Origin of the sequence: Streptomyces sp. MP131-18 (genome assembly GCF_001984575.1) — a bacterium.
In the GTDB taxonomy this organism is placed as follows: domain Bacteria; phylum Actinomycetota; class Actinomycetes; order Streptomycetales; family Streptomycetaceae; genus Streptomyces; species Streptomyces johnsoniae.
Genome location: NZ_LZNS01000001.1, coordinates 2,019,962 through 2,043,706, shown reverse-complemented (window position 1 = coordinate 2,043,706; position 23,745 = coordinate 2,019,962). Strand labels below are relative to the sequence as shown.

The 23,745-nt window shown below is 72.9% G+C and carries 20 protein-coding genes; 13 read left to right on the top strand and 7 right to left on the bottom strand.

The genetic code is table 11. The features are described 5' to 3' along the window. Nucleotides 1–30 precede the first annotated feature (30 nt). Nucleotides 31–885: an NAD(P)H-binding protein gene (locus tag STBA_RS08900; protein ID WP_077058717.1), complete on the bottom strand. Its 855-nt coding sequence runs from the start codon at nucleotides 883–885 to the stop codon at nucleotides 31–33. A gap of 89 nt (nucleotides 886–974) precedes the next feature. On the opposite strand from STBA_RS08900, the gene STBA_RS08895 reads away from it, so the two are divergent. After that, entirely contained in the window at nucleotides 975–2,000 is a 1,026-nt protein-coding gene (locus tag STBA_RS08895; protein ID WP_253194590.1) for an AraC family transcriptional regulator, read from the top strand. Here STBA_RS08895 and STBA_RS08890 read toward each other — a convergent pair. Further along, the gene (locus tag STBA_RS08890) at nucleotides 1,978–2,436 is read right to left on the bottom strand and encodes an ATP-binding protein (RefSeq protein WP_253195217.1); all 459 of its coding nucleotides are present in this window, start codon (nucleotides 2,434–2,436) and stop codon (nucleotides 1,978–1,980) included. The two genes, STBA_RS08895 and STBA_RS08890, sit on opposite strands and share 23 nt — an antisense overlap. A 132-nt stretch (nucleotides 2,437–2,568) precedes the next feature. Further along, nucleotides 2,569–3,756 carry an Ig-like domain-containing protein gene (locus STBA_RS08885; protein ID WP_253194588.1) on the bottom strand — a complete coding sequence of 396 codons (1,188 nt, stop codon included), beginning with the start codon at nucleotides 3,754–3,756 and terminating at the stop codon, nucleotides 2,569–2,571. Nucleotides 3,757–4,013: 257 nt separating this feature from the next. Here STBA_RS08885 and glgX point away from each other — a divergent pair, with 257 nt between their 5' ends. The 9 genes from glgX to STBA_RS08845 all read left to right on the top strand — a co-directional run bounded on the left by glgX (nucleotide 4,014) and on the right by STBA_RS08845 (nucleotide 15,883). Next, nucleotides 4,014–6,242, top strand: coding sequence for a glycogen debranching protein GlgX (glgX, locus tag STBA_RS08880; protein ID WP_077058714.1), 2,229 nt, complete (start codon nucleotides 4,014–4,016; stop codon nucleotides 6,240–6,242). Between the two features lie 64 nt (nucleotides 6,243–6,306). After that, on the top strand, nucleotides 6,307–6,903 hold the full coding sequence (locus STBA_RS08875; RefSeq protein WP_077063201.1) for an ADP-ribosyltransferase: 597 nt from the start codon (nucleotides 6,307–6,309) through the stop codon (nucleotides 6,901–6,903). An 80-nt stretch (nucleotides 6,904–6,983) separates the two neighbouring features. Beyond that, the gene (locus STBA_RS08870; RefSeq protein WP_077063200.1) at nucleotides 6,984–8,675 is read left to right on the top strand and encodes an AMP-binding protein; all 1,692 of its coding nucleotides are present in this window, start codon (nucleotides 6,984–6,986) and stop codon (nucleotides 8,673–8,675) included. 159 nt (nucleotides 8,676–8,834) lie between these two features. After that, a complete protein-coding gene (locus tag STBA_RS08865; protein WP_077058713.1) occupies nucleotides 8,835–9,413 on the top strand; it encodes a TerD family protein in 579 nt (192 codons plus the stop codon). Nucleotides 9,414–9,580: 167 nt separating this feature from the next. Then, nucleotides 9,581–11,485, top strand: a complete 1,905-nt coding sequence (locus tag STBA_RS08860) for a TerD family protein (RefSeq protein WP_077058712.1) — start codon at nucleotides 9,581–9,583, stop codon at nucleotides 11,483–11,485. Between the two features lie 453 nt (nucleotides 11,486–11,938). Further along, nucleotides 11,939–12,913, top strand: a complete 975-nt coding sequence (locus STBA_RS08855; RefSeq protein WP_077058711.1) for a right-handed parallel beta-helix repeat-containing protein — start codon at nucleotides 11,939–11,941, stop codon at nucleotides 12,911–12,913. A gap of 266 nt (nucleotides 12,914–13,179) precedes the next feature. Beyond that, on the top strand, nucleotides 13,180–14,253 hold the full coding sequence (locus STBA_RS08850; RefSeq protein ID WP_077058710.1) for a hypothetical protein: 1,074 nt from the start codon (nucleotides 13,180–13,182) through the stop codon (nucleotides 14,251–14,253). A 117-nt stretch (nucleotides 14,254–14,370) separates the two neighbouring features. Next, nucleotides 14,371–14,544: a hypothetical protein gene (locus tag STBA_RS37680; protein ID WP_171987676.1), complete on the top strand. Its 174-nt coding sequence runs from the start codon at nucleotides 14,371–14,373 to the stop codon at nucleotides 14,542–14,544. Nucleotides 14,545–14,620: 76 nt separating this feature from the next. Next, complete coding sequence (locus STBA_RS08845) at nucleotides 14,621–15,883, top strand: cytochrome P450 (protein WP_077058709.1); 1,263 nt, start codon at nucleotides 14,621–14,623, stop codon at nucleotides 15,881–15,883. Nucleotides 15,884–15,922: 39 nt separating this feature from the next. Here STBA_RS08845 and STBA_RS08840 read toward each other — a convergent pair whose 3' ends face one another. From STBA_RS08840 to STBA_RS08830, 3 genes are all read right to left on the bottom strand, one after another. Then, nucleotides 15,923–16,174: a general stress protein gene (locus STBA_RS08840; RefSeq protein ID WP_077058708.1), complete on the bottom strand. Its 252-nt coding sequence runs from the start codon at nucleotides 16,172–16,174 to the stop codon at nucleotides 15,923–15,925. A 134-nt stretch (nucleotides 16,175–16,308) separates the two neighbouring features. Next, nucleotides 16,309–16,893, bottom strand: coding sequence for a hemerythrin domain-containing protein (locus tag STBA_RS08835; RefSeq protein ID WP_077058707.1), 585 nt, complete (start codon nucleotides 16,891–16,893; stop codon nucleotides 16,309–16,311). Between the two features lie 20 nt (nucleotides 16,894–16,913). After that, complete coding sequence (locus STBA_RS08830) at nucleotides 16,914–18,116, bottom strand: hypothetical protein (protein WP_077058706.1); 1,203 nt, start codon at nucleotides 18,114–18,116, stop codon at nucleotides 16,914–16,916. 285 nt (nucleotides 18,117–18,401) lie between these two features. Here STBA_RS08830 and STBA_RS08825 point away from each other — a divergent pair, with 285 nt between their 5' ends. From STBA_RS08825 to STBA_RS08815, 3 genes are all read left to right on the top strand, one after another. After that, nucleotides 18,402–19,655 carry an ATP-grasp domain-containing protein gene (locus STBA_RS08825; protein WP_077063199.1) on the top strand — a complete coding sequence of 418 codons (1,254 nt, stop codon included), beginning with the start codon at nucleotides 18,402–18,404 and terminating at the stop codon, nucleotides 19,653–19,655. Further along, nucleotides 19,655–21,691 (top strand): CocE/NonD family hydrolase, encoded by a 2,037-nt coding sequence (locus STBA_RS08820; protein WP_077058705.1) that lies wholly within the window; start codon nucleotides 19,655–19,657, stop codon nucleotides 21,689–21,691. Before STBA_RS08825 ends, STBA_RS08820 begins: the two co-directional genes overlap by 1 nt. Nucleotides 21,692–21,897: 206 nt before the next feature. Continuing rightward, nucleotides 21,898–23,055 (top strand): aldose epimerase family protein, encoded by a 1,158-nt coding sequence (locus STBA_RS08815; protein ID WP_077058704.1) that lies wholly within the window; start codon nucleotides 21,898–21,900, stop codon nucleotides 23,053–23,055. A 67-nt stretch (nucleotides 23,056–23,122) separates the two neighbouring features. Here STBA_RS08815 and STBA_RS08810 read toward each other — a convergent pair whose 3' ends face one another. After that, nucleotides 23,123–23,665: a flavoprotein gene (locus STBA_RS08810; protein ID WP_077058703.1), complete on the bottom strand. Its 543-nt coding sequence runs from the start codon at nucleotides 23,663–23,665 to the stop codon at nucleotides 23,123–23,125. Between the last annotated feature and the right edge of the window lie 80 nt (nucleotides 23,666–23,745).

Below are 23,745 nucleotides of genomic sequence, written 5' to 3'. Positions count from 1 at the left end.
CCGGGGACGTATGTCCCCGGGCGCCTCGGCCTACGTGCGCGCCGGCCACGCCCCGGCGCGCGCGGCGTCGCGCGCGAAGGCGGCGAAGTCGCGGGGCTCGCGCCCCAGCGCACGCCGCACGCCGTCCGACAGGTGCTCGTCGAGGCCGCGTTCGAGGGGCGAGAGGCTCTGGAGGAAGCCCTCGGCGTCGGCCGCCGGCCAGCCCTGCGCGATCAGCTCCGCGGTGAACTGCCCGGGCGGCAGCGGAACGTGGCGGACCTCGCGGCCGGTCGCCGCGGAGATCTCGGCCGCCACCTCGGCGAGGGTCAGGGCCCTGGGCCCGGACAGCTCGTAGATCTGCCCGGCGTGGCCGTCCTCGGTGAGCGCCGCGACGCCCACCGCGGCGATGTCCGCCGCGTCGACGAACGAGGCGGCGGCGTTCCCGACCGGCAGCCGCAGTTCGCCGGACAGCACGGCCTCGCGGAAGAAGCCCTCGCTGAAGTTCTGCGCGAACCAGCCCGGCCGCAGGATCGTCCAGTCCGCGGCGCCGCCGCGGACCGCGTCCTCGCCGTCCACGTGCGTCTCGCCCAGCCCGTTCGGGTCCTCCTCGATGTAGCCGGGCACGTCGACGCCGCGGCCCGACAGCAGCACCACGCGGCCTACCCCGTGGTCCGCCGCCCGCGCGAGGAAGGGCCGGGTGAGGGTCGTGCCGTCCAGCGGCACCACGAACATGCGCCGCACTCCGGCCAGCGCGGCGTCCCACGTCGCGCGGTCCTGCCAGTCGAATCGTTCCGCGGCGCCGCGCGAGGCCACGCGCACCGCGTGCCCGCGCTCCCGCAGCAGGGACACCACGCGGCTGCCGACCGTGCCGGTGCCGCCGGTGACGAGTATCGGGTGATCAGTCATGGCTCCAGTGAACGCGCCGCCCGGGAGACGGGCCATGGCCGTTCCGCTCGCTGGGATGTCCGAGCGTCCACGCGGTTAAAGTCGAGGCCATGGACGCGGACGTGGACGGGGCCGGGGACGTGGACGTGCTGGCCGAGGTGCTGGGCGGGGTGCGGGCGCGGGGCGCCCTCTTCCGGCAGCTGCTGATGAGTCCGCCGTGGTCGCTGCGGTTCGCCACCGGCGCGCCGCTGACGCTGTCCACGATGCTGCGCGGCGCCGCGTGGGTCCTGCCCGCCGCGGGCGCGCCGGTGCGCGTGCGGGAGCGGGACGTCGTCATCACCCGGGGTCCCGCGCCGTACACCGTGGCCGACGATCCGGCGACGCGGCCGCGGTACCTCGTGACCGACGCCGACTACTGCGCCCGCGCGGACGGCACGGACGCGGGGGACGAGGTCGAACGGCGGCTGCGCACCTGCGACATGGGCCCGGGCGGCGCCGCGCTGCTGCTGGCCGGTGCCGTCGAGCGCCGCGGGGAGATCGGCGACCGGCTGCTCGCGGCGCTGCCCGGGGTGCTGGTGGTCCCGGCCGCCGACGTGCGCCTGCCCGCGCTGGATCTGCTGGCCGAGGAGGTCACGCGGGACGGGCCGGGCCAGCAGGCCGTGCTGGACCGGCTGCTCGACCTGACGCTGACGTCCGCGCTGCGCGCCTGGTTCGGCGGCGCGGGCGCCGACCGCCCGGACTGGTACACGGCCGGGGACGACCCGGTCGTCGGCCGGGCGCTGCGGCTGCTGCACGCGGACCCGGCGCGGCCGTGGACGCTCGCGGAGCTCGCGGCGGGGGCGGGGGTGTCCCGCGCCGCGCTCGGCCGCCGTTTCACCGCCCGGGTCGGGGAGCCGCCGATGAGCTATCTCACCGGCCACCGCATCGCGCTGGCCGCCGACCTGCTGCGCGATACGGACGCGACCGTGGGCGCCATCGCGCGCCGCGTCGGCTACGCCAACGCCTTCGCGCTGAGCGTCGCGTTCAAGCGCCGCCACGGCGTCGCGCCGAGTGCGCACCGGGCCGGGCACGAGACGCCGGCCGCCGGGCCGGCCGCCGGGCCGGCCGCCGGGGTCAGCCGACGGGGCGGTAGCTGACCCGCATCTCGAACCAGGTGCACTTGCCGTCGGCGAGCAGGTCGACGCCCCAGCGGTCGGCGAGTGTGTCGACCAGGAAAAGACCCCGGCCGCTGACCACGTCCATCTCCCGGACCGGCAGGTGGCAGGGCAGGGCCCGGGACGGGTCGCGGACCTCGACGCGAATCCAGCCGCGGCGGCGGCGAATCCGCAGCCCGAACTCCGCGGCACCGGCGTGCTGCACCGCATTGCCCACGAGCTCGGACACCAGCAGCACCGCATCGTCGGTCAGCTCGGCCGGCAGCAGCCAGCGCTGCTGGAGCTGCCGCTGGGTCAGCCGTCTGGCAACGCGCGCCGAACGCGCGCGGGAAGGAAGGCGGATCTCGCCGGCCGAGGGGTCGAGGCCGAGATCCCACGCCGTGTCGGTCGACTCGTCCTCTTCCCTGACTCCGAGCATGGGAGTGTCCGACGCTGCTGCCATCCTCCCATCATGGACTGCATATGCCCCGCGCGCGGGCAGTTCCGTGGTAACTGGCCCTTCTGGGGTGGGTGATCCTGGCGTGGTCGCCCACATATGCCCTGGGCAGGATCACTCCTGCCCCGCGCCCCACTCCGCCCAGGCCATGTTCCACCCGTTGATGCCGTTGTCGGGTGCGATCACATCGTCGTCAGAATTGATCACTTCGACGACATCGCCGATCATCGAGTTCTCGTAGAACCAGGAGCCGGGCGTGGACGAGTCGTTCGCCCCCTGCGTGTCCTGGAGGCCGACGCACCCGTGGCTGACGTTCTCGCTGCCGAACGTCGAACCCGAAGCCCAGTAGTTGCCGTGGATGAACGTCCCCGAGGTGCTCAGCCGCATCGCGTGCGGCACATCCGGTATGTCGTACTCGCCGCCGAAGCCGACGGTCGAGCCGTCCATCCGCGTTTCCTCGTGCTTCTCCGTGATGACCATCTTGCCGTTCCACGTCGGCGTGCCGGGCGCGCCCGTGGTCACGGGAATGGTCCGCAGGCTCTCCCCGTCGCGCACGACCTCCATGGTCATCGCCGCCGCGTCCACGGTGGTCACCTGGCTGCGGCCGACGGTGAACGTCACATCCTCGTACAGCGTGCCGTACACCCCGGGCGCGCCCTCCACCCCGCGGACGCGGAAGCTGACCGTCACCTCCGTGCCGGCCGCCCAGTACTCCTCGGGCCTGAAGTCGAGACGCTGGTTGCCGAACCAGTGCCCGCGGACGTCGACGTGCGGCTCGGCGCTGATCCGCACCGCGTCGCGCACGGCCGCCATGTCCTCGATGGGGGTGTCGAACGTCATGGACAGCACCATCCCGGCGCCGACCGTCGCCCCGTCCGCGATGTTCCAGTTGCTGGTGAACGTCGCGTCCGCCGCCGTCGTCGTGAACGCGGCGCTGCGCGTCTGCTCCTCGCCCCCCGCGTTCTCGCCGGTCGCGGTCACCGTGTAGTCGGTGCCGTTCGCCAGGTGTTCGCCCGGCCGCCACGACGTCCCGTCCTCGGACAGCTCGCCAGGCACCGCGGCGCCCTCGGCGTCGGTGACCGTGACCTCGGTGAGCGTGCCGTGCTCGGCCGTCACTTCGAGCGCGCCCGAGGTCGCCACGTCCGTGGCGCCGTCCCCGGGCGCGATGGCTATGTCGACCGACTCCGCGCCGGCCGGTGTCTCCCCCTCGCCGCCGCGTTCCCCCGCCTCACTGCTTCCGCTGCACGCCGTCAGCACCAGCAGCAGTAGCCCGAGCAACGCCGCGACCGGCCCCGTCTTCACGATGAATCCCTCTCCCCTCGCACACCCTCTCCTGACGCCAGGTAATCACACTGCGCTTACGGGAAGGAAAGCCGATTGTCACTGTTCCGTCGCAGTTCAAGGGCCTGCGGCAAACACGGCGGGCGATCCGGCGGTAAAACGCGGCAATCACCGCAAAACTGATTGAATGCCACTCACACCCGGCGGAGCCCCGCCCCCGCACGTGAGGGCGCCCCGCGCAGCGGGAAGTATCCGGGCAGCGAGATGTGGAGGCACCCGTGTCCCAGGCACCCGAGCGTGTGACGACCGATGTCTGGCCCGGCCGCCCGGCGCCGCTCGGCGCGCGGTTCCGCACGGGCCCCGACGGTGTCGAGGGCACCAACTTCGCCCTGTGGGCGGGCGGCGCGGACGCCGTCGAGCTGTGTCTCTTCGACGACCACGGGCGGGAGATCCGCTGCCCGCTCGAAGAACTGACCCACGAGATCTTCCACGGCTTCGTGCCCGGCGTCCGGCCTGGGCAGCGCTACGGCTACCGCGTCCACGGCCCGTGGGACCCGGCGGCCGGTGCCCGGTGGAACCCGGCCAAGCTGCTCCTCGACCCCTACGCGCGGGCCGTCGACGGCGACTTCGGGCGGCTGCCCCCGGAGGTGTACGGGCACCACAGGGACCACCAGCGGCAGGACCTCGCCGACACCGTCCGCGACGACCGCGACTCCGCGCCGTTCGTGCCCAAGGGCGTCGTCGTGCACGACACCGAGACCTGGGTCGACGACGTCAGGCCCAAGACCCCCTGGGCCGATTCCGTCATCTACGAACTGCACGTACGCGGCTTCACCATGCGCCACCCCGGCGTCCCCGCGGCACTCCGCGGCACCTACGCGGGGCTCGGCCACCCGGCGGCCGTCGACCACCTCGTCTCCCTCGGCGTCACCGCCGTCGAGCTGCTGCCCGTCCACCAGTTCGCGCACGAGGACCACCTGCTGCGCCGCGGGCTGCGCGACTACTGGGGCTACAACTCCATCGGCTACTTCGCGCCGCACGCCGCCTACAGCGCCACCGGCACGCGCGGGCAGCAGGTCGGCGAGTTCAAGTCCATGGTCCGCGCCCTGCACCAGGCGGGGATCGAGGTCATCCTCGACGTCGTCTACAACCACACCGCCGAGGCCGACGAGCTGGGCCCGACCCTCTCCCTGCGCGGCATCGCCAACCCCGGCTACTACCGGCTCGCCGACGACCCGCGCCACTACGCCGACTACTCGGGCTGCGGCAACACGCTGCACGTCGTGCAGCCCCAAGTGCTGCGGCTGATCACCGACTCGCTGCGCTACTGGGTGCAGGAGATGGGCGTGGACGGCTTCCGCTTCGACCTGGCCGCGGCGCTCGCCCGCTCGTTCCACGACGTCGACATGCTCTCCCCCTTCCTCGCCGTCATCGCCCAGGACCCCGTGCTGCGGCGCGTCAAACTCATCGCCGAGCCCTGGGACGTCGGCAGCGGCGGCTACCAGGTCGGCGCGTTCCCGCCGCTGTGGACCGAGTGGAACGACCGCTACCGCGACACCGTCCGCGACTACTGGCGGGCGGCGCTGCCCGACGTGCGCGACCTCGGCTACCGGCTGTCCGGGTCGAGCGACCTGTACGCGTGGGGCGGGCGCCGCCCGTACGCCTCGGTCAACTTCATCACCGCACACGACGGGTTCACGCTGCGCGACCTCGTCACCTACGAGGCCAAGCACAACGAGGCCAACGGCGAGGACAACCGCGACGGCACCGACGACAACCGCTCCTGGAACTGCGGCGCCGAGGGCGAGACCGGCGACCCGGGCATCACCGCGCTGCGCCGCCGCCAGCTGCGCAACCTGCTCACCACGCTGCTGCTGTCCACCGGCGTGCCCATGCTCGTCGCGGGCGACGAGATGGGCCGCACCCAGCACGGCAACAACAACGGCTACTGCCAGGACAACGAGACCGGCTGGATCGACTGGTCCCTGCGCACCGACCCCGCCTGGCGGCCCCTGCTCGACCTGACCCGCCGCCTGATCAGGACGCGCCGGGACCACCCGGTGCTGCGCCGCCGCGCGTTCTTCTCCGGCAGGCGCCAGGGTCCTGAAGGCATAAGGGATCTCGGCTGGTTCACGGCGGCGGGCAAGGAGATGACGGAACGGGACTGGTACGCGCCGGGCGCCACGCTCGGCATGTTCCTCTCCGGCCGCGACATCCCGCAGCGCGACGCCAAGGGCCGCCCGGTGACCGACGACAGCTTCCTGGCGATCCTGCACGCGGGGGCCACCCCCGTGGAGTTCCCGCTGCCCGCACAGCCCTGGGCCGACGCCTACGCGCTGCTGATCGACACCTCGCGCGAGGACCAGGACACCGCGCCTGGCACCGTCCACCACGGCGGGGAGACGATCACCGTTCCCGAACGGTCGGTCCTGTTGCTGCGTGCCCTGCCGGTCGCCGCCACCGTCCCGCCGTCCGCCACGTCCTCCGCCACGCCCTCGAACCGGTGACATTTCCCGCTCGTACCGGTGACATCTCCTGCCTCCGCGAGGTCCCGCCGCCAGGGTGTACGGCATGCTGATCAAACGAATCGCGCGCAGGGCAGCGGTAGTTGCCCTGCCCCTGACCCTGCTGTTCACCTCCGCGCCCGGCGCCACCGGCACGGCGGCGGCCGCCGTGGCCTGCCCGTCCGTGCAGGACCCGCTGTACGCCGCGGCCACCCGGGACGTGGACGTCGACCGGATCTCCCCGGCGCCCGCCCACCGCACCGACTGCCGCCAGCTCTACCGCGCGGAGAACCGCAGTCCCGCGGTGATCTTCGAGGAGGGCTTCCGGCCCAAGGACGTGAACGGTCAGTACGACCTGGAGGCGTACGTGCTGAAGAACCAGCCCTCGCCGTTCGTCAGCACCACCTACGACCACGACCTGTACAAGGAGTGGGGCCGGGCGAAGTACAACTACTACGTGGACGCCCCCGGCGGCATCGACGTCAACGCGACGATCGGTGACCAGCACCGGTGGGCCGACCAGGTGGAGGTCGCGTTCCCCGGCGGCATCGACCGTTCCTTCATCGTGGGCGCCTGCCCGGTCGACCGCACCACGGACACCGAGATCATGGCCGAGTGCGTGGACAACCCGCACTACGAGCCCTGGCGCGCGGCGGCCGGCTGACCCCGGCGGTGCCCGTCCGCGGTCCGGTGGCACCCCCTTCCGGGGTGGACGGGCGGCGCGCGGGCGGGCACCGTTCCGTCATGACCGCGACTTCGAGCACCGCGACGTTCCGGGCGGCCCGTGATCACCTGCTGGCCCACCGCGACGACTACGACACCGCGTACGCGACGTTCACCTGGCCCCGGCTGGACACGTTCAACTGGGCGCTGGACTGGTTCGACGTCATCGCCGAGGGCAACGACGCGCCCGCCCTGTGGCTGGTGGAGGAGGACGGCTCGGAACGGGTCCTGTCCTTCGCCGACCTGTCCGCCCGATCCGCCCGCCTGGCCAACTGGTTGCGCGGGCACGGCGTCCGCCGCGGCGACCGGATGCTCCTCATGCTCGGCAACCAGGTCGAGCTGTGGGAGACGATCCTCGCCGCCATGAAGCTGGGCGCCGTACTGATCCCGGCGACGCCGCTGTTCGGCCCGGAGGACGTGGCCGACCGAGTGCTGCGCGGCGGGGCCCGGCACGTGGTGACCGGCTCGGCGCATACCGGCAAGTTCGCCGGGGTGCCCGCGGACGTCGCCCGCATCGCCGTCGGCCCGCCGACGCCCGGCTGGCTCGCCCACGCCGACGCGTACGCCGCCCCCGCCGCCTTCGAGCCGGACGGGCCGACCGCGGGCGACGACCCGCTGCTGCTGTACTTCACCTCGGGCACGACCGCCCGGCCGAAGCTCGTCGAGCACACCCATCTCTCCTACCCCGTCGGGCACTTGTCGACGATGTACTGGCTCGGCCTGCGGCCCGGCGACGTGCACCTGAACATCTCCTCGCCCGGCTGGGCCAAGCACGCCTGGAGCAACGTCTTCGCACCGTGGAACGCGCAGGCGTGCGTCTTCGTCCACAACTACACGCGCTTCGACGCCGCCCGGCTGATGGCCCACATGGACCGCTGCCAGGTCACCAGCTTCTGCGCGCCGCCCACGGTGTGGCGCATGCTGATCCAGTCGGACCTGCGGCTGCTGCGCCGGCCGCCGCAGATCGCGGCCGGGGCGGGGGAGCCGCTCAACCCCGAGGTGATCGAACGGGTGCGGGAGGCGTGGGGGGTGACCATCCGCGACGGCTTCGGGCAGAGCGAGAGCACCGTGCAGGTCGCCAACACGCCGGGCCAGCCGGTCAAACCCGGCTCCATGGGCCGCCCGGCGCCCGGCTTCCGCGTGGCGCTCATCGACCCGGTGACCGGGCAGGAAGGCGACGAGGGCGAGCTGTGCCTCGACCTGTCCGCGCGGCCGCTCGGCCTGATGACCGGCTACCGGGACGACCCCGAGCGCACGGCCGAGGCGATGGCCGGCGGCTACTACCACACGGGGGACGTCGCCGCCCGCGACGACGAGGGCTACCTCACCTACGTGGGCCGTTCCGACGACGTGTTCAAGGCGTCGGACTACCGCATCTCACCCTTCGAGCTGGAGAGCGCGCTGATCGAGCACCCCGCGGTGGCCGAGGCGGCCGTCGTGCCCTCGCCGGACCCGGTGCGGCTGGCCGTGCCCAAGGCGTACGTGGTCCTCGCGGCCGGCTGGGAGCCGGACGCGGACACCGCGCGCGCCCTCTTCGACCACAGCCGCGCCCGGCTCGCGCCGTTCCAGCGCATCCGGCGGATCGAGTTCGCCGAACTGCCCAAGACCATCTCGGGCAAGATCCGCCGCGTGGCGCTGCGCGACGCGGAACGGTCCAAGCACGCGGACCCGGCCGCGCGCCCGCCCGGCGAATACCGCGACGGCGACCGGTGAACGACGGACCCGCGGCAGGCCCGTTCACGCGCGGCCGTGCCGCGGGAGTATTGCAGGACTGCCACAAAGCGGGGCGGGTGCCCCGGACCGCCGTCCGCACTGCGTAGGGTCGGATCACCGCCGGAACCGGCGGTGATCCGATCCGGGAAGGGACAGCACGTGAGTCTCAACTTGTCCAAGGGACAGGCGATCAACCTGACGAAGTCCGACGGGGGCACCCTGACCGCGGTGCGGATGGGACTCGGCTGGCAGGCGGCCCCGCGCCGCGGACTGTTCGGGTCGCGTTCCCGGGAGATCGACCTCGATGCCTCGGCCGTCGTGTTCGCCGACAAGCAGCCGGTGGACGTCGTCTTCTTCCAGCACCTGGTGTCCGACGACGGCTCCGTGCGCCACACCGGCGACAATCTTGTCGGCGGCGCCGGGCAGGGCGGCGACGACGAGGCGATCCTCGTCGACCTCCAGCGTGTGCCGGTCCACATCGACCAGATCATCTTCACCGTCAACTCCTTCACCGGCCAGAGCTTCACCGAGGTGCAGAACGCGTTCTGCCGCCTGGTCGACGAGACCAACGGCCAGGAGCTGGCCCGGTACACGCTGACCGGCGGCGGCCAGTACACCGCGCAGGTCATGGCCAAGGTGCACCGCCAGGGCAACGGCTGGCAGATGACCGCCATCGGCGAGCCGGCCAACGGCCGCACCTTCCAGGACCTGATGCCCGCGCTGGTTCCCTACCTGTAGGCGCGGCGCACGGCGCGGATACCATCGGGCCCGGCAGTGGCACGCGGCCACGCCGGGCTCGCCGGCCACGCCGGGCTCGCCGGCCACGCCGGGCGCACGGGGCACACCATCCACACGCAGCGCGCCGGGCACCGCCCGGCGGGGCGACCGAACGAGGGGGCGCAAGCATGACGGCCGAGCTGATCCGCGGGCAGAACCACCCGCTCTCCGAAACCCGCCTGGAAATACGGGTGTCCGCGGGCCGCCCGATCCTGGCCGGAGTGACGCTCAACGACGAGGCGGGGCGCATGAAGGACGCCGAGTGGGTCGCCCACCCGGCCTCGCCCCGCCTCCCCGGCATCGAGGTCTCCAAGCAGGCCGCCGCCGACCACCGGCTCGCCGTCGACCTCGGCGCCCTGCCCGCCGCCGTGCACCGGGTGAACGTGATGCTCGCCCTGCCTGCGGGCACCGGCGGCCCGGCGAGCTTCGGCGCCGTCGCGGCCCCCTTCGTCGCCGTGACCGGCCTGGACGGCACCCCCGTCGCGAGCTACACCATCATCGACCTCGACGCCGAGTCCGCCGTCGTCGCCCTGGAGCTGTACCGCAGGAACGACGCCTGGAAGGTCAGGGCCGTCGGCCAGGGCTACGCGGGCGGCCTCGCCGCGATGCTCCACGACCAGGGCCTGCCGCAGGCCCGGGACCTCGCCGCCGCCATCGACGAGGCGGTCGCCGGCGGCATGGCGCGTTCGGTCGCGCCGCCCCCGCCGCGGCCCGCCGACGCCGACCGCGAACGCCGCGCCGCCCAGGTCGGTGGCGGGACCGCCCCGCAGCCCGAGCCCACCGCCCCCGCCGGCGGCCGGATCGACTACCGGCACCCGGGACGCCACACCGCCGACGCCCCCGCCGCTCCCTCGGCCCCGCCGCCGGCCGCCCCCGAGCCGCAGCAGGGGGCGCACCCGCAGCCCGTCGCGGGCGACGCGACCGGCTGGTCGATGGACGAGCGGCTGTACAACCAGGTCTGGGGCATGTTCGAGGACCTGGCCCGTTCGACCGCGGCCTACCGCAGCGCCGTCGACTTCGCCGACTCGCGCATGGACCGGGAACTGGACTCGGTGCTCTCCGACCCGAGCACCCGCGTCGGCCCCGCCGCCGACGCGGCGCGCAGCGCCGCACGCGCGAAGCACACGCAGCTCGTCGACCAGGCCAGGGCCGCGTTCGACCGCGACGCGGCCCAGCTGATCGCCGAGGCGGCGGTCGTCGAGCCCGCCCTGCCGCCCGCCTACGCGCGCTGGGACAGCGCCGTGTGGCAGCAGTACCGGGTGCCGGAGGAGACGGCGATGGCGCTGCGCCTCGGCGACCTCAGCCTGCCCGAGCGGGTCGACCTGCGCATCCCGATGCTGGTGCGGCTGCCACTGCAACGCGGCCTGTGGATCGACAGCGGGCGCGGCGGCAGTTCCGTGCAGTCCGCGCTCGTCGACGGCGACGAGCTGCGCCGGCTCGCCGCCGGTACGGCGGCGGTCATCGCCGCCCGCCTGCTGGCGGCCCACCCCGCGGGCGGGCTCAGCGTCCACGTCATCGACCCGGCGGGCGGCGCCGCCACGGCGTTCGCGCCGCTGACCGAGTCCGGCGCGCTGGCCGGGCCGCCCGCGGCCGGGGCCGCGGGCGTGGGCGCGGTGCTCGGGCGGCTGACCCAGCGCGTCGACCTGGTGCAGATGGCGGTGCGCAGCGGCGTCGCCGACGCCCTGCCGCAGGACATCGACCTGGCCGAACAGCTGCTGATCGTCCACGACTTCCCGCACGGCTTCGACGACAGGTCCGTCACGCAGCTCCGTTACCTGGCGGACGAGGGGCCCTCGGTCGGCGTCCACCTGATGATGGTTGCCGACCGGGAGGACGCGCGGGCCTACGGCCCGGTGCTCGACCCGCTGTTCCGGGCGCTGCTGCGCATCACGCCGGTGCCCGACGACCACTTGGCCGACCCGTGGGTCGGGCACGCCTGGACCTACACGCCGGCGCTCGCGCCCGCGGGCGGTCAGGTGGTGCCGCAGGTGCTGCGCCAGGTCGCGGCCGCCCGCGCCACGAACGGGCACTGAACGGGCACCGAACGGGCCGCCGTTCCGCTCCTCCCGCGTGCCGGGCCGCCTTGACAAGGCGGCCCGGCACGCGGCATCAATCGGTAAAGTCCACAGGGTCCGCGCCATATTCCACACCTTTTCTGCTTGCCGATCCGGTCTCTTGACAGCCCTTTACACCGGCGATACTTTCCAGAAATCGGAAAGCGCTTGCTATTTCACGGAGACCGTCACGGCAGAACCGCATGCCGTCCCTCCGGAACTGGAGGGACGTGCGGCAACGCACCCCCGGAAGCCGACCTGGCGGCAGGTCGGCGCCCGAAGGGAACGGGCCCGGTAAAGGGGCCCGTCCCGCGCTCGTCATAGCCACCCGCATTCCCGGGAACGCTTCCCCGTCCCGGAAATGCGGCCCCCACAGGTCCGAGCCGCTCCCCCCTCGTTCAACGGCTCGGCAATGACGAAAGGAAGACCGGGATGTCCCGCGACAACGCCGACACACGCAGAAAGTCCCTCCGCGCCCGCCCGGCGCTGCTCCTGGCGGGCGCGCTGGCCGTCGTCACGGCCGGCACGGGCATGACGCCCGCCGGGGCGTCCGCCCCCGCGCCCTCCGCCGAGGGCCTTGTCGGCTGGGCCACGGAGAACGGCGGCACCACCGGCGGCGCCGGCGGCGGCACCGTCACCGTCGGCTCCGCCGGTGAACTGACCGACGCCCTCACCCAGTCGGGGCCGCTGGTCATCGAGGTCAGCGGCACCATCAACCTGTCCGGCATGAACGACGTGGGAAGCGACAAGACCATCGTCGGGGTCGGCGGCGCCACCATCACCGGCGGCGGCTTCGACATCAACGGGCAGAGCAACGTCATCATCCAGAACCTCACCTTCGATGACTGGGACGACGACGCCATCAACGTCCAGGAGAGCTCGACCAACATCTGGATCGACCACAACACGTTCGGGACGGGCAGCGACGGCGCGGTGGACATCAAGCGCGAGTCGGACTTCATCACCGTCTCCTGGAACCACCTCGACGGCAGCGACAAGTCGATGCTGCTCGGCCACTCCGACAGCCACACCGAGGACCAGGGCCACCTGCGGGTGACCTACCACCACAACTGGTTCGACGGCAGCGAGACCCGCCACCCCCGTGTCCGGTTCGGCGACCCGGTGCACGTCTTCAACAACTACTACTACGACAACGAGTACGGCGTCGCCTCCACCGAGGGCGCCGGGGTCCTGGTGGAGGGCAACTACTTCGAGAACTGCGAGGACCCGGCACTCGTCGGCTACGCGGGCTCCGACCCGGGCGACCTCGTGGCCAGGGACAACCACCTGATCGGCTCCGGCGAGATCCAGACCGCCGGTTCGGTGGCGGATATCCCGTACGCGTACAGCCTCGACAGCGCCACGAGCGTCAAGGACATCGTCACCGGAGGCGCCGGGGCGAACTAGCCCGGCGCGTGCCGGGTGCCGGGTGCCGGGTGCCGGGTGCCGGGTGCCCGAACGGTGAGGGCCCACCGGCCCCGGTGCGGATGGTGAAGTCCGCACCGGGGCCGGTGCGCCCGGCTCACGCGGGGGGCCGCGCGCCCTGCGCGCCGCCGCCCGCGCCCCGGCGGCGCCGGGGGCGCCACGTCGTCCCGTCTTCCTCGTTGGGGAGGGCAGCACGTCGCACACCGACGCGCGCCATCCCCCCAACGGGAAGGAAGCACCCGCCGCCCATGACCACCGTGACCAGTGCCGCCTCCGCAGCGGACCTCCGCAGGACGCTCGTCGACCGGCTCGCGGCCGGTGGACACCTCGACCCGCAGTGGCGCGACGCCTTCCTGCACGTTCCGCACGAGGCGTTCTTCCGCGAGGCGGAGCCCGACTGCCGGGACGATGCGCCCGCGGCGGACGGGCCGGGCGCGCGGCCGTCCGTGCTCGCCGCGATGCTGGGCGCGCTGGGCCCGGTCGCGCGCGGCACCCGCGTCCTCCAGGTCGGCACGGGCCGCGGCCACGGCACCGCGCTGCTGTGCCACCGGGCCGGTGAGGCGGCCGTGACCTCGCTCGCGCCCGGGCCGGAAGCGCTCGCGCCGGCTCGCGAGGCACTGGCCCGCGCCGGGTACGCGCCCACCCTGGCCGTCGGCGCGCCCGCGGCCGGACACCCCGGCGGCGCGCCCTACGACGCGCTGATCGCGGGCGTGGACGTGCCGCGCGTTCCCGCGGCCTGGCTGGCGCAGGTGCGTCCGGGCGGCACGGTCGTGGCCGCCCTCGGCTTCGCGCTGGCCGCGCTCACCGTCGCGGCCGACGGCAGCGCCACCGGGCCGCTGCTGCCGGTGACGGCCGCGTTCGCCGACGCACCCGCCGACGCATCCGCCGACGCGCGGCAGGACCCGGCGGGCCCCCTCGGCTACGACGTGGGCATGGTGCTCTCGCTGCGCGGGCAGAGCCGGGTCGCCGTACTGCCCGATCTGGGCGGCACCGTGCCGCGGCTGCTGCGCCACCTCGTCCAGCCCGACGTCACTCAGGTGACGCTCCGCGAGGCGGAGAAGGAACAGAGCGCCCTCCACATCCTCACCCACCGGCCCAGCGGCTCCTGGGCCAGGGTCGTGCCGCGCAGCGGCGGCTTCGTGCACGTGGACCACGCCGGACCGCGGGACGTCTTCGGCGAGTTCGCGCCCGTCGTCTCCCATTGGGCCGCCTCCGGACGCCCGGGTCCCGAGGCGTACGGGCTGACGGTCTCGGCCGACGGCGGCCACACGTTGTGGTCGGCGGCGGACGACGGGTTCCGCCGGCCGCTCGCCCGCTGCTGAGGGGCCGGCACCCGGCCCGCGCCCTCCGGTTGCGCGGGCACCGCGCGCGTGCTGCCGTGGGAGGGGCGGGACCCTCCCGCACGCCGCGGGGCGGCGACGAGGCGAGGAGCAGCGGACATGACCGTGCCGGAGGAGAACCGGCCCAAGACCCGGACGACCGACGAGGTGCTGGACGGGCCGGAGCCCGACGCCGAGTCCCGGGGCCAGGACGAGCCGGGCCGGGGTCAGGGCTCGACCATGCGGGAGGCGCTCGAGGACGCGGAGGTCCACCCGGAGGACTTCCGCGAGTAGCCCCGGTCGGCGAAGAACGGCCGCCGGGCGGGTGAGTACCGGTTTCTCCCCACCGCGGGGGGAAACGCGCACGACCATGAAACCCAGCCGGCGCCCGCTGTCCGACAGTTCCCTGCCCCTGCTCGCCGCCGGGTACGCCTGGCTGCCTTCGCGCCTGCGCCGCGCCGGGGCACCCGTCGTGCGCGCCCGCCTGCTGGGGCGGCACACAGTGGCGCTGCACGGGCCCGAGGCGGTGCGGTTCTTCTACGACGAACGGCACGTGCGCCGCGGCGGGGCGCTGCCGGAGCCGGTGCGGGGCACGCTGTTCGGCAAGGGGGGCGTGCACGGCCTGGACGGCCAGGCGCACCGGGCGCGGAAGGCGATGTTCCTCTCCCTGCTCGCGGACGAGGAGCAGCTCACCGCGCTGGCGGGGCGGGTCGCCGCGGCCTGGGACCGTTCCGTCGCGTCCTGGCCGGAACGCGAACGCGTGGTGCTGTTCGACGAGGCCGGCCGGATCATCACCGAGGGGGTGTGCGGCTGGGCAGGTATCCCGCAGGACGAGGGTGACGTGGCGCCGGTGGCGCGGGACCTGCTGGCGATGGTCGACGGCTTCGCCACCGCGGGGCCGCGCCACTGGCGGGCGCGCCGGGCCCGCGGCCGGCAGGAGCGGCGGCTGGCCCGCCTGGTGAACGACGTGCGCGCGGGGACGGCCGGTCCCGGCGCCGCGCCGGCGGGCACGGCTGCGGACGTGGTGGCGCGGCACCGGGACGTCGACGGCCGTCCGCTGACACCGGGGGTCGCGGCGGTCGAACTGCTCAACTTCATCAGGCCGGCGGCGGCGGTGAGCTGGTTCGTCGCCTACGCCGCGCACGCCCTGCACCGTCGGCCCGAGTACCGTGCCCGTCTGTGCGAGGGGGACCCCGACCACGTCGGGGCGTTCGTCCACGAGGTCCGCCGCTTCTATCCGTTCGCGCCGTTCGTCGGCGGGCGGGCCGTCACCGACGTGTCCTGGCGCGGCCACCCCGTTCCGGCCGGGGCGCTCGTGCTGCTCGACGTGTACGGGCAGCACCACGACGAGGGTCTGTGGGCCGACCCCTACCGCTTCCGGCCCGAACGATTCCTCGACCGGCCGCCGCGGGGCGACGAACTCGTCCCCCAGGGCGGCGGGCCGCTGGAGACCGGGCACCGCTGCCCCGGGGAAGCGGCCACCGTGCGGTTGCTGAAGGCGCTCGTGCCCCGCCTGGCGCGGCTGGACTACCGCGTTCCGCCCCAGGACCTCACCATCTCGCTGCGCCGGATTCCCGCGCGCCCCCGCAGCGGCTTCGTCATCGTCGGCGTGCGTCCGCCCGCCGACGGATGAGGGCCCGGTCCCCCGCGCAGGCGGGGGACCGGGCCCTGGTCAGCGGCCGGTCCAACGGTGCCCGCCGCCGCTTTCGTGTCCGCCCTTGCGGCCGGCTTCGGAGGCGCGGTCGGGGTCGTTGGCGAAGTTGCCGCCGCTTTCGTGTCCGCCCTTGCGGCCGGCTTCGGAGGCGCGGTCGGGGTCGTTGGCGAAGTTGCCGTGGCTTTCCTGTCCGCCCTTGCGGCCGGCTTCCGACGCCCGGTCGGGGTCGTTGGCGAAGTTTCCGGGGTTACCCGAGTTGGTCGCAGCCATGGGATGCATCCTCCTCGTCTGGTTGGCGTTTCCCTGGCGAACGGCGGGTGCCCTGCGGGCCTGCGCGATATGCACGCTGAAAAGCGGCGATGTGTCCTCTTTTTCAACGGGCCTCCGGCCGGGCGCCGTTCGGGCTATCCGTCTTTGCCCATGGCTTTGCGGACCGCGTCCTTCGTGCGGTCCATCAATGCGGCGAACGGGCCGGCGGCCATGTTGGCCGCGGCGCCCTGGACGGCTGGGTGCGGGTGGGTGGGGGCGGTGGCTTCCGCGGCTTTGACCGCTTTGGCCAGGGCGGCGAGTCGTTCGGGGTCGGCGCGGCGGCGCAGCTGGGCGAATTCGTAGCGTTCCTCGGCCCGTGCGTGTTCCATGACGTCCGTGCGCAGGTGGCGCAGGCCGGGCAGGAAGCCGGGGGAGTCGGGGTCCATCGCGTCCAGCTGGGCGAGGGCCTGTTTGGCGTGTTTCTCTTCGGCCAGGCGGTCGGCGACCACGCCCTGTCCGCCGTCGAACAGCTGCCGGGCGAAGGGGTGCACGACTTCCTGTTCGGCCGTTTCGTGTACGGCCAGCAGCCGGACCAGGCGGCGGAAGGCGTCCCGCCGGTCGTCTCCTGTGGTGCGTTCCACTTCGTCGAAGAGATTGCGGATGTCTCCGTGCTGGCGCATCAGCAGTGCCACGACGTCGTCCTGGTCTGCCGCGTCGGGTGTCTGGGCGGTCGATGTCATTGCGTGGCCCTCCCTCGGGGTCAGTTCCAGTGGCCGGTGGCGAAGGCCGGGTGCTCGCCCTCGGTCTGGACGCGGTAGTCGCGGCCGAACATCTCCTGGTGGCGTTGCATGACCTCGTCGCTGGGGGCGGGGCCATCGCCGTTGAGCTGCTGCTGCATGCGTTCGAAGCGTTCGTGCGCCTCGCGCACGTAGCCGGTGCCCAGGGTGGTCAGGTCCAGCTGGTCGGCGATCAGCTCGCGCAGGTACTGCTTGTTCGGCTCGAAGGTCAGCACGTTCGGCAGCTGCGGCGCCACCACCTCGGCCGGGTCCCTGCCGTCGTGGCGGCGCATGAGGTCGCAGGCGGTGTGCAGATGCTCCAGCTCCATGTTCAGGTGCAGTTCCCAGATGGCTTTCACCCGCCGGTCGCTCTCCTGCTCCATGAACGAGTGGTAGAGGTAGCACTCGTTGTACTCGTGGTGGACCAGTTGCTCCCACCAGGTTTCGCCCGGGTCGACCAGGGATTCGTAGTGGGTGACGTGCTCTTCCTCGATCAGCCCGATTTCCTGGTAGAGCTTGCGGGCGATCGGCTCCATGTACGTGGGTCCGACGTTCATGTAGAAGTTCATGGTCTGCTGCTCGGCTGACATGACGGTCAGCGCGTGGAGCTTCGACAGCGGGTCGGTCTGCCGGCGGTCGTAGGGCTCGCGCACGTTGTCGACGGGGTGGCGGTGGTGCAGCGGGGTGGGCCGGCCGGGCATGACCTCGGTGAGCTGGTCGACGATCTCCTCCGCCTTGCGGTGCTCGATCATCTCGTAGAGATTGGCGTACCGGTACAGGTGGTCGAAGTCCTCCAGCACTCCGAACTGGTACGCCTGCTTCAGGTACGGGTCCGGCTCGGCCCGCGCGACCCAGGCGGTCAGGTCGACGGCCACCTGCTCGTAGGAGATTGTGGTCTCCAGCACCGAGGACACCCCCGGCAGCAGCCAGTTGACCGCTTTCTGCTGCTGCGCCTCGATGTAGCGGACCTCGGCCAGCTTCCGTTTGACCTCCGGGTCCTGGCAGTGCCGGGCGAACTGGTGGCTGAAGAGAATCGCCTCCACCTCGATGCCGTTCATCGTGATGATCCGGCACCGGGTGTACGGGTCGCTGCGGTCGGGGTCCACCGGCTCCACGGCCAGCTCTCGCCAGTTCCGCAGCTGCCGGTCCAGCGGGATACCACGCTGCTCCAGCGGGTTGAACGTCATGGGTTCTCCTCTGTGGCAAGGGGTGCCAAACGTACCCATTTCATGATCAACCGCTTCGCCGACTCGCGGCCGCCGGTCCGCGACGGCACCTCCCCGGGCGAGCCGCGCGTCCGCTCTCCGGGGCGGCGGGCTGAGAGCGCTCTCCGATCGCGGCGGGGAACGACCCCGCAGGTCCGCGCGGCATGCTCCGGCGGCGACCGGGTACCCCGGAAGTCCGGTCCGCGTCCCGGCGGGCCGCGGACGAGGAGGACAGCGGTGGGCAAGGCGGACATCTTCGTGATCGGGATGGACGAGGCGAACGAGCAGCTGCTGGGGGAGGTGCCGCACGCCTCCGAGTACCGGTTCCACCCGCTGCTCACCATCGAGGAACTCCAGCACGGAGAGATCGACTTCCCCGCCCTGGTCCGCAAGGCGGAGCAGCAGCTGGACGCGTTCGACGGCTCGGTCGACGCCATCGTCGGCTACTGGGACTTCCCCGTCTCCACGCTGGTGCCGATCCTGTCCGAGCGGTACGGGCTGCGCAGCACGAGCCTCGCGTCCGTGGTCAAGTGCGAGCACAAGTACTGGAGCCGCCTCGAACAGGCCGAGGTGACGGACGCGCTGCCCCGCTTCGGTCTGGTGGACCTGGACGCGGACGCCCCGGAGCCGCCGGAGGGTGTGCGGTTCCCGATGTGGCTGAAGCCGGTGACGGCGTACTCGTCCGAGCTGGCGTTCGGTGTGGCGGACCTGGCGGAGTTCCGGTCGGCCGTGGCGCGGATACGGGAGGGTGCGGGCCGGGTCGGCAGACCGTTCGACTTCGTGCTCGACCGGCTGCCGCTGCCACCCGCCGCCGCGGCCGCGGGCGGGCGGGGCTGCCTGGCGGAGGAGGCCATCCGCGGCGATCAGGTGGCGGTCGAGGGCTACGTGCACGAGGCCAGGGTGACCGTCTACGGAACGCTCGACTCGCTCACCTACCCCGACAGCCCGTGCTTCCTGCGGCACCAGTACCCCTCGCAGCTGCCGGACGGCGTGACGGAGCGGCTGCGCGACATCGCGGAGCGGGTGATCACGCGGATCGGGCTGAACAACGCGACCTTCAGCATTGAGTTCTTCTACGATCCGGCGACCGACAGGATCAATCTCCTGGAGGTCAACCCCCGTCACTCCCAGTCACACGCGGAATTGTTCGCGTACGTCGACGGGGTGCCCAACCACCACGCCATGCTGAGCCTCGCCCTGGGCCGGGATCCGGCGCTGCCGCACCGCGAGGGCGACTACGCGCTGGCCGCCAAGTGGTACTACCGCCGTTTCGGGGACGCCGTGGTCCGCCGTTCCCCCACCGAGGAGGAGCTGGCCGCCCTCGCCGACCGCATCCCCGGCACGCACGTCAACCACGTCGTCCCGGCCGGTGCGCGCCTGTCCGAGCTGCCGGAACAGGACAGCTACAGCTTCGAGCTGGCGCACGTCTTCACCGCCGCCGACAGCGAGGAGGAGCTGGTCGCCCGTTACGACGAGGTGGTGAAGGGACTGCCGTTCGCGTTCGAGGAGGTGAGCGGCTGATGCGGTTCGTCGACCCCGAGGACCTGCCGCACCGGGTGCGGACGGAGGAGGACGTCCGTATCCCCGTGGCGGACGGCACGCGGCTGGCCGCGCGCGTCTGGCGCCCGGTCACCTCCGACGACCGGCCCGTCCCCGCGGTGCTGGAGTACATCCCCTACCGCAGGCGCGACCTCACCGCAGCCCGGGACTCCGTGCACCATCCGTACCTGGCCGGGCACGGCTACGCCTGCGTGCGCGTGGACCTGCGCGGCACCGGGGAGTCCGGCGGCGTGCTGCTGGACGAGTACCTGGAGCGGGAGCAGACGGACGCCGAGGACGTGCTGGCCTGGCTGGCCGCGCAGCCCTGGTGCGACGGCCGCACCGGCATGATGGGCCTGTCCTGGGGCGCGTTCGCCGCGCTCCAGGTCGCCGCGCGCCGCCCGCCGAGCCTGCGCGCCATCGCCATCTCGTCGTTCACCGACGACCGCCACGCCGACGACATGCACTACATGGGCGGCTGCATGCTCTCGGACAACCTGGCCGAGGCGGGCACCATGTTCGCCTACGCCACCTGCCCGCCCGACCCCGCGCTGGCCGGCGAGGACTGGCGCGCCATGTGGTTCGAACGCCTTGACGCCGCCCGCCCCTGGGTCGAGCACTGGCTGCGCCACCAGCGCCGCGACGCCTACTGGCGGCACGCGTCCGTCTGCGAGGACTACGCCGCGGTGCGCTGCCCGGTGCTCGCCTCCAGCGGCTGGGCCGACGGCTACTCCAACGCCGTGACCCGCCTGCTCGCGCACCTGGACGTGCCGCGCAAGGGCCTCATCGGGCCGTGGTCCCACAAGTTTCCGCACCAGGGCGAGCCGGGGCCCGCCATCGGCTACCTCCAGGAGCTGGTGCGCTGGTGGGACCACTGGCTCAAGGACGTCGACAACGGCGTGATGGACGGACCGATGCTGCGCGCCTGGATGCAGGAGAGCGTGCCGCCCTCCACGTCCTACGAGGAACGTCCGGGCCGCTGGGTCGGCGAGCCGGACTGGCCCTCGCCCCACGTCCGCGAGCTCCGCCACCCGCTGCTCGACCGGCGCATCGGGACGGCGGACGAGCGGCACCCCGCGGGGGAACGGGCGGCCGCCGCCGTCTGCTCGCCGCTGTCCGTGGGGCAGTTCGCCGGGAAGTGGGCGTCCTACAACGCGCCGCCCGATCTGCCCTACGACCAGCGCGAGGAGGACGGCGGATCGATGGTCTTCGACAGCGACCCGCTGACGGAGCGTCTCGAAGTCCTCGGCTCGCCGTCCGTCGACCTGGAGGTCTCGGTCGACCGTCCGGTCGCCATGGTCGCGGCCCGCCTCTCCGACGTCGCCGAGGACGGCAGCGCCACCCGCGTCACCTACGGGCTGCTCAACCTGACCCGCCGCGACAGCCTGGACGATCCGCAGCCCCTCGAACCCGGCCGCCGCTACCGCGTCACCGTGCCGCTCAACGGCGTGGCGCAGGCGTTCCCGCCGGGCCACCGGGTGCGCGTGTCGCTGTCCACGTCGTACTGGCCGCTGGCCTGGCCGCCGCCGGAGCCGGTGCTGATGACGGTGCACGGCGCCGGCTGCCTGACCCTGCCGGTACGCCCGCTCGGCGAGCCGGACGACGTGGCCGAGCGCCCGTTCGGCGACCCGGAGGGCACCCGGCCCGTTCCGACGACCCGGCTCACCCCGGCCGAGCAGCGCTGGCAGGTGTCCCGTGACCTGGTGGACTACCGCTCGACTCTGGAGATCGTGAAGGACCAGGGCGTCCAGCGCCACGAGGACCACGGCATGGAGGTGCACCGGCGGGCCTGCGAGCGCTACGACTCGGTGGCCGACCAATTCTGCTCGGCGCGCGGCGAGTCGGCGTGGACGATGGCCTTCCGCCGCGGCGCGTGGGAGACGCGCACGGAGACCCGCACCGTTCTGGAGTGCACCGATACGGACTTCCGGCTGCACGCGACCCTCGACGCGTTCGAGGGTCCGCACCGGGTCTTCTCCCGTACGTGGAGCGAGACCATTCCGCGCGATCTGATCTGAGAGCTGAACCGATACCGCGGCGGCCCCTTGACGGGGCGTGAGGTGAGTCACTAAGTTCCCCCCGTATTTCGAACTTCGTTCGATATGTCGGGCGCACGTGGACTGCCCGTGCGGCCACCGACTCCTCCTGTGGCACAGCGCGACCCCCAGGCCCCACCGCGGCATCCCGCAGCGGCGGGACCCTCGACCCAAGGAGCAGCGACCACATGAGCCCCAGCAGAAGAACAGTCCTCGCCTCGGCCACCGCCGGGCTCGCCGCCACCGCAGCCACCGCCGCGGCCGGCCAGGCCCGGGCCGCCGCCCCCGCGGAGGGAAACGGCGAAGGACCCGAGGTCTTCGGCCACCTGCCCGACGGCACCGAGGTGCACCGCTGGACCCTGAGCCGCGGCGGCACCCGGCTGAAGGTGCTGAGCTACGGCGGGATCGTCCAGTCCCTCGAACTGCCCGACCGCGCCGGGGAGTACGTCAACGTCTCCCTCGGCTTCGGCACCCTGGCGCCCTACCTCACGGCCACCACCTACTTCGGCGCCCTGATCGGCCGTTACGGCAACCGCATCGCCGAAGGCCGCTTCACGCTCGACGGCATCGCCTATCAACTCCCCGTCAACGACGGCCCCAACAGCCTCCACGGCGGTGACCGCGGCTTCGACAAGCGCCTGTGGGACGTCACGCCGAACGGCCGGTCCGGACTCACCCTGCGCCGCACCAGCCCCGACGGCGAGATGGGCTATCCCGGCACGCTCGACGTGCGCGTCGACTACACCCTCACCCGCGACGGCGACTTCCGCATCGACTACGAGGCCACCACCGACGCGCCCACCGTCGTCAATCTCACCAACCACACCTACTTCAACCTCGGCGGCGAGGGCACCGGCAGCATCGAGGACCACCGCCTGGAGATCGCCGCCGCCCGTTACACGCCCGTCGGCGAAACCCTCATCCCCACCGGCGAACTCGCCCGCGTCGGGGGCACCCCCTTCGACTTCCGCCGCGGCAAGAGCATCGGCCGCGACATCCGCGAAAGCCACCAGCAGCTCCTGTACGGGCAGGGCTACGACCACAACTTCGTGCTCGACAAGGGCATCACCGGCGCGCCGCGGCACGCCGCCACCCTCCACGACCCCGGCTCGGGCCGCCTCATGCGGGTCGACACCACGGAGCCCGGCGTGCAGTTCTACAGCGGCAACTTCCTCGACGCCACGCTGACAGGACCCGGCGGCCGGGTCTACCGGCAGGGCGACGGCCTGTGCCTGGAGACCCAGCACTTCCCCGACTCACCCAACCAGCCGCACTTCCCCACCACGGTCCTCCGCCCGGGCACGACCTACCGCTCCACCACCGTGCACAGCTTCGGCACCCGCTGATCCAGGCTGCGCCCCGGCCCGAAGTCGAGCGATGGTCTGCACGACGGCCGGCGGGCGGGGACGTTCGTCATGCCCAGGATCTGTCGGCGGCGTCCAGGGCCAGGTGCCAGGGGTACGCCTCGGGGCGCCCCTGGCCCGGCTCGTTCGGCACGAATCCGTCCGGCGCTCCGTACAGCACGCGAACACCGGCCTCACGCAGCACGTTCAGCGACCGGCCGAACTGCGGGTGCGTTGCATAGGCGCTGTTCACGCACGGCATGACAATCAGCGGCCACCGTTTCCCGATCGCTTCGCAGGCGTGTGCCGCGACCCACGTGGGGGTGAGTCCGAGAGCGATCGCGTTGACGGTGTTGAGGGTCGCCGGTGTGATCAGCGTTACGTCACCGGGCGGCCACGTGGATGTCTCGCCCGGGGCGCGGTGCGCGACCCGTACTGGATGCCCGGTCAGCTCTGCCAGTTCGGACAGACGGTCGGCCGCCCACTCGGCGGCGGTCGGGGACAGGCCGAGGCACACGTCCCAACCTCGCGCCTGGGCGTCGCGGATCGCACGGTCGGCGTACTGCACGGGCGGTGCGGCACTGGCGAGGAGGTAAAGAACACGAGTGGACATGCGGGCAGTTCACCACACGCGACCGCCCTCGCTCACGGTGTGGGCGGGGGCGGAAAGCGGTACGTTCCGAGTGGCTGCGA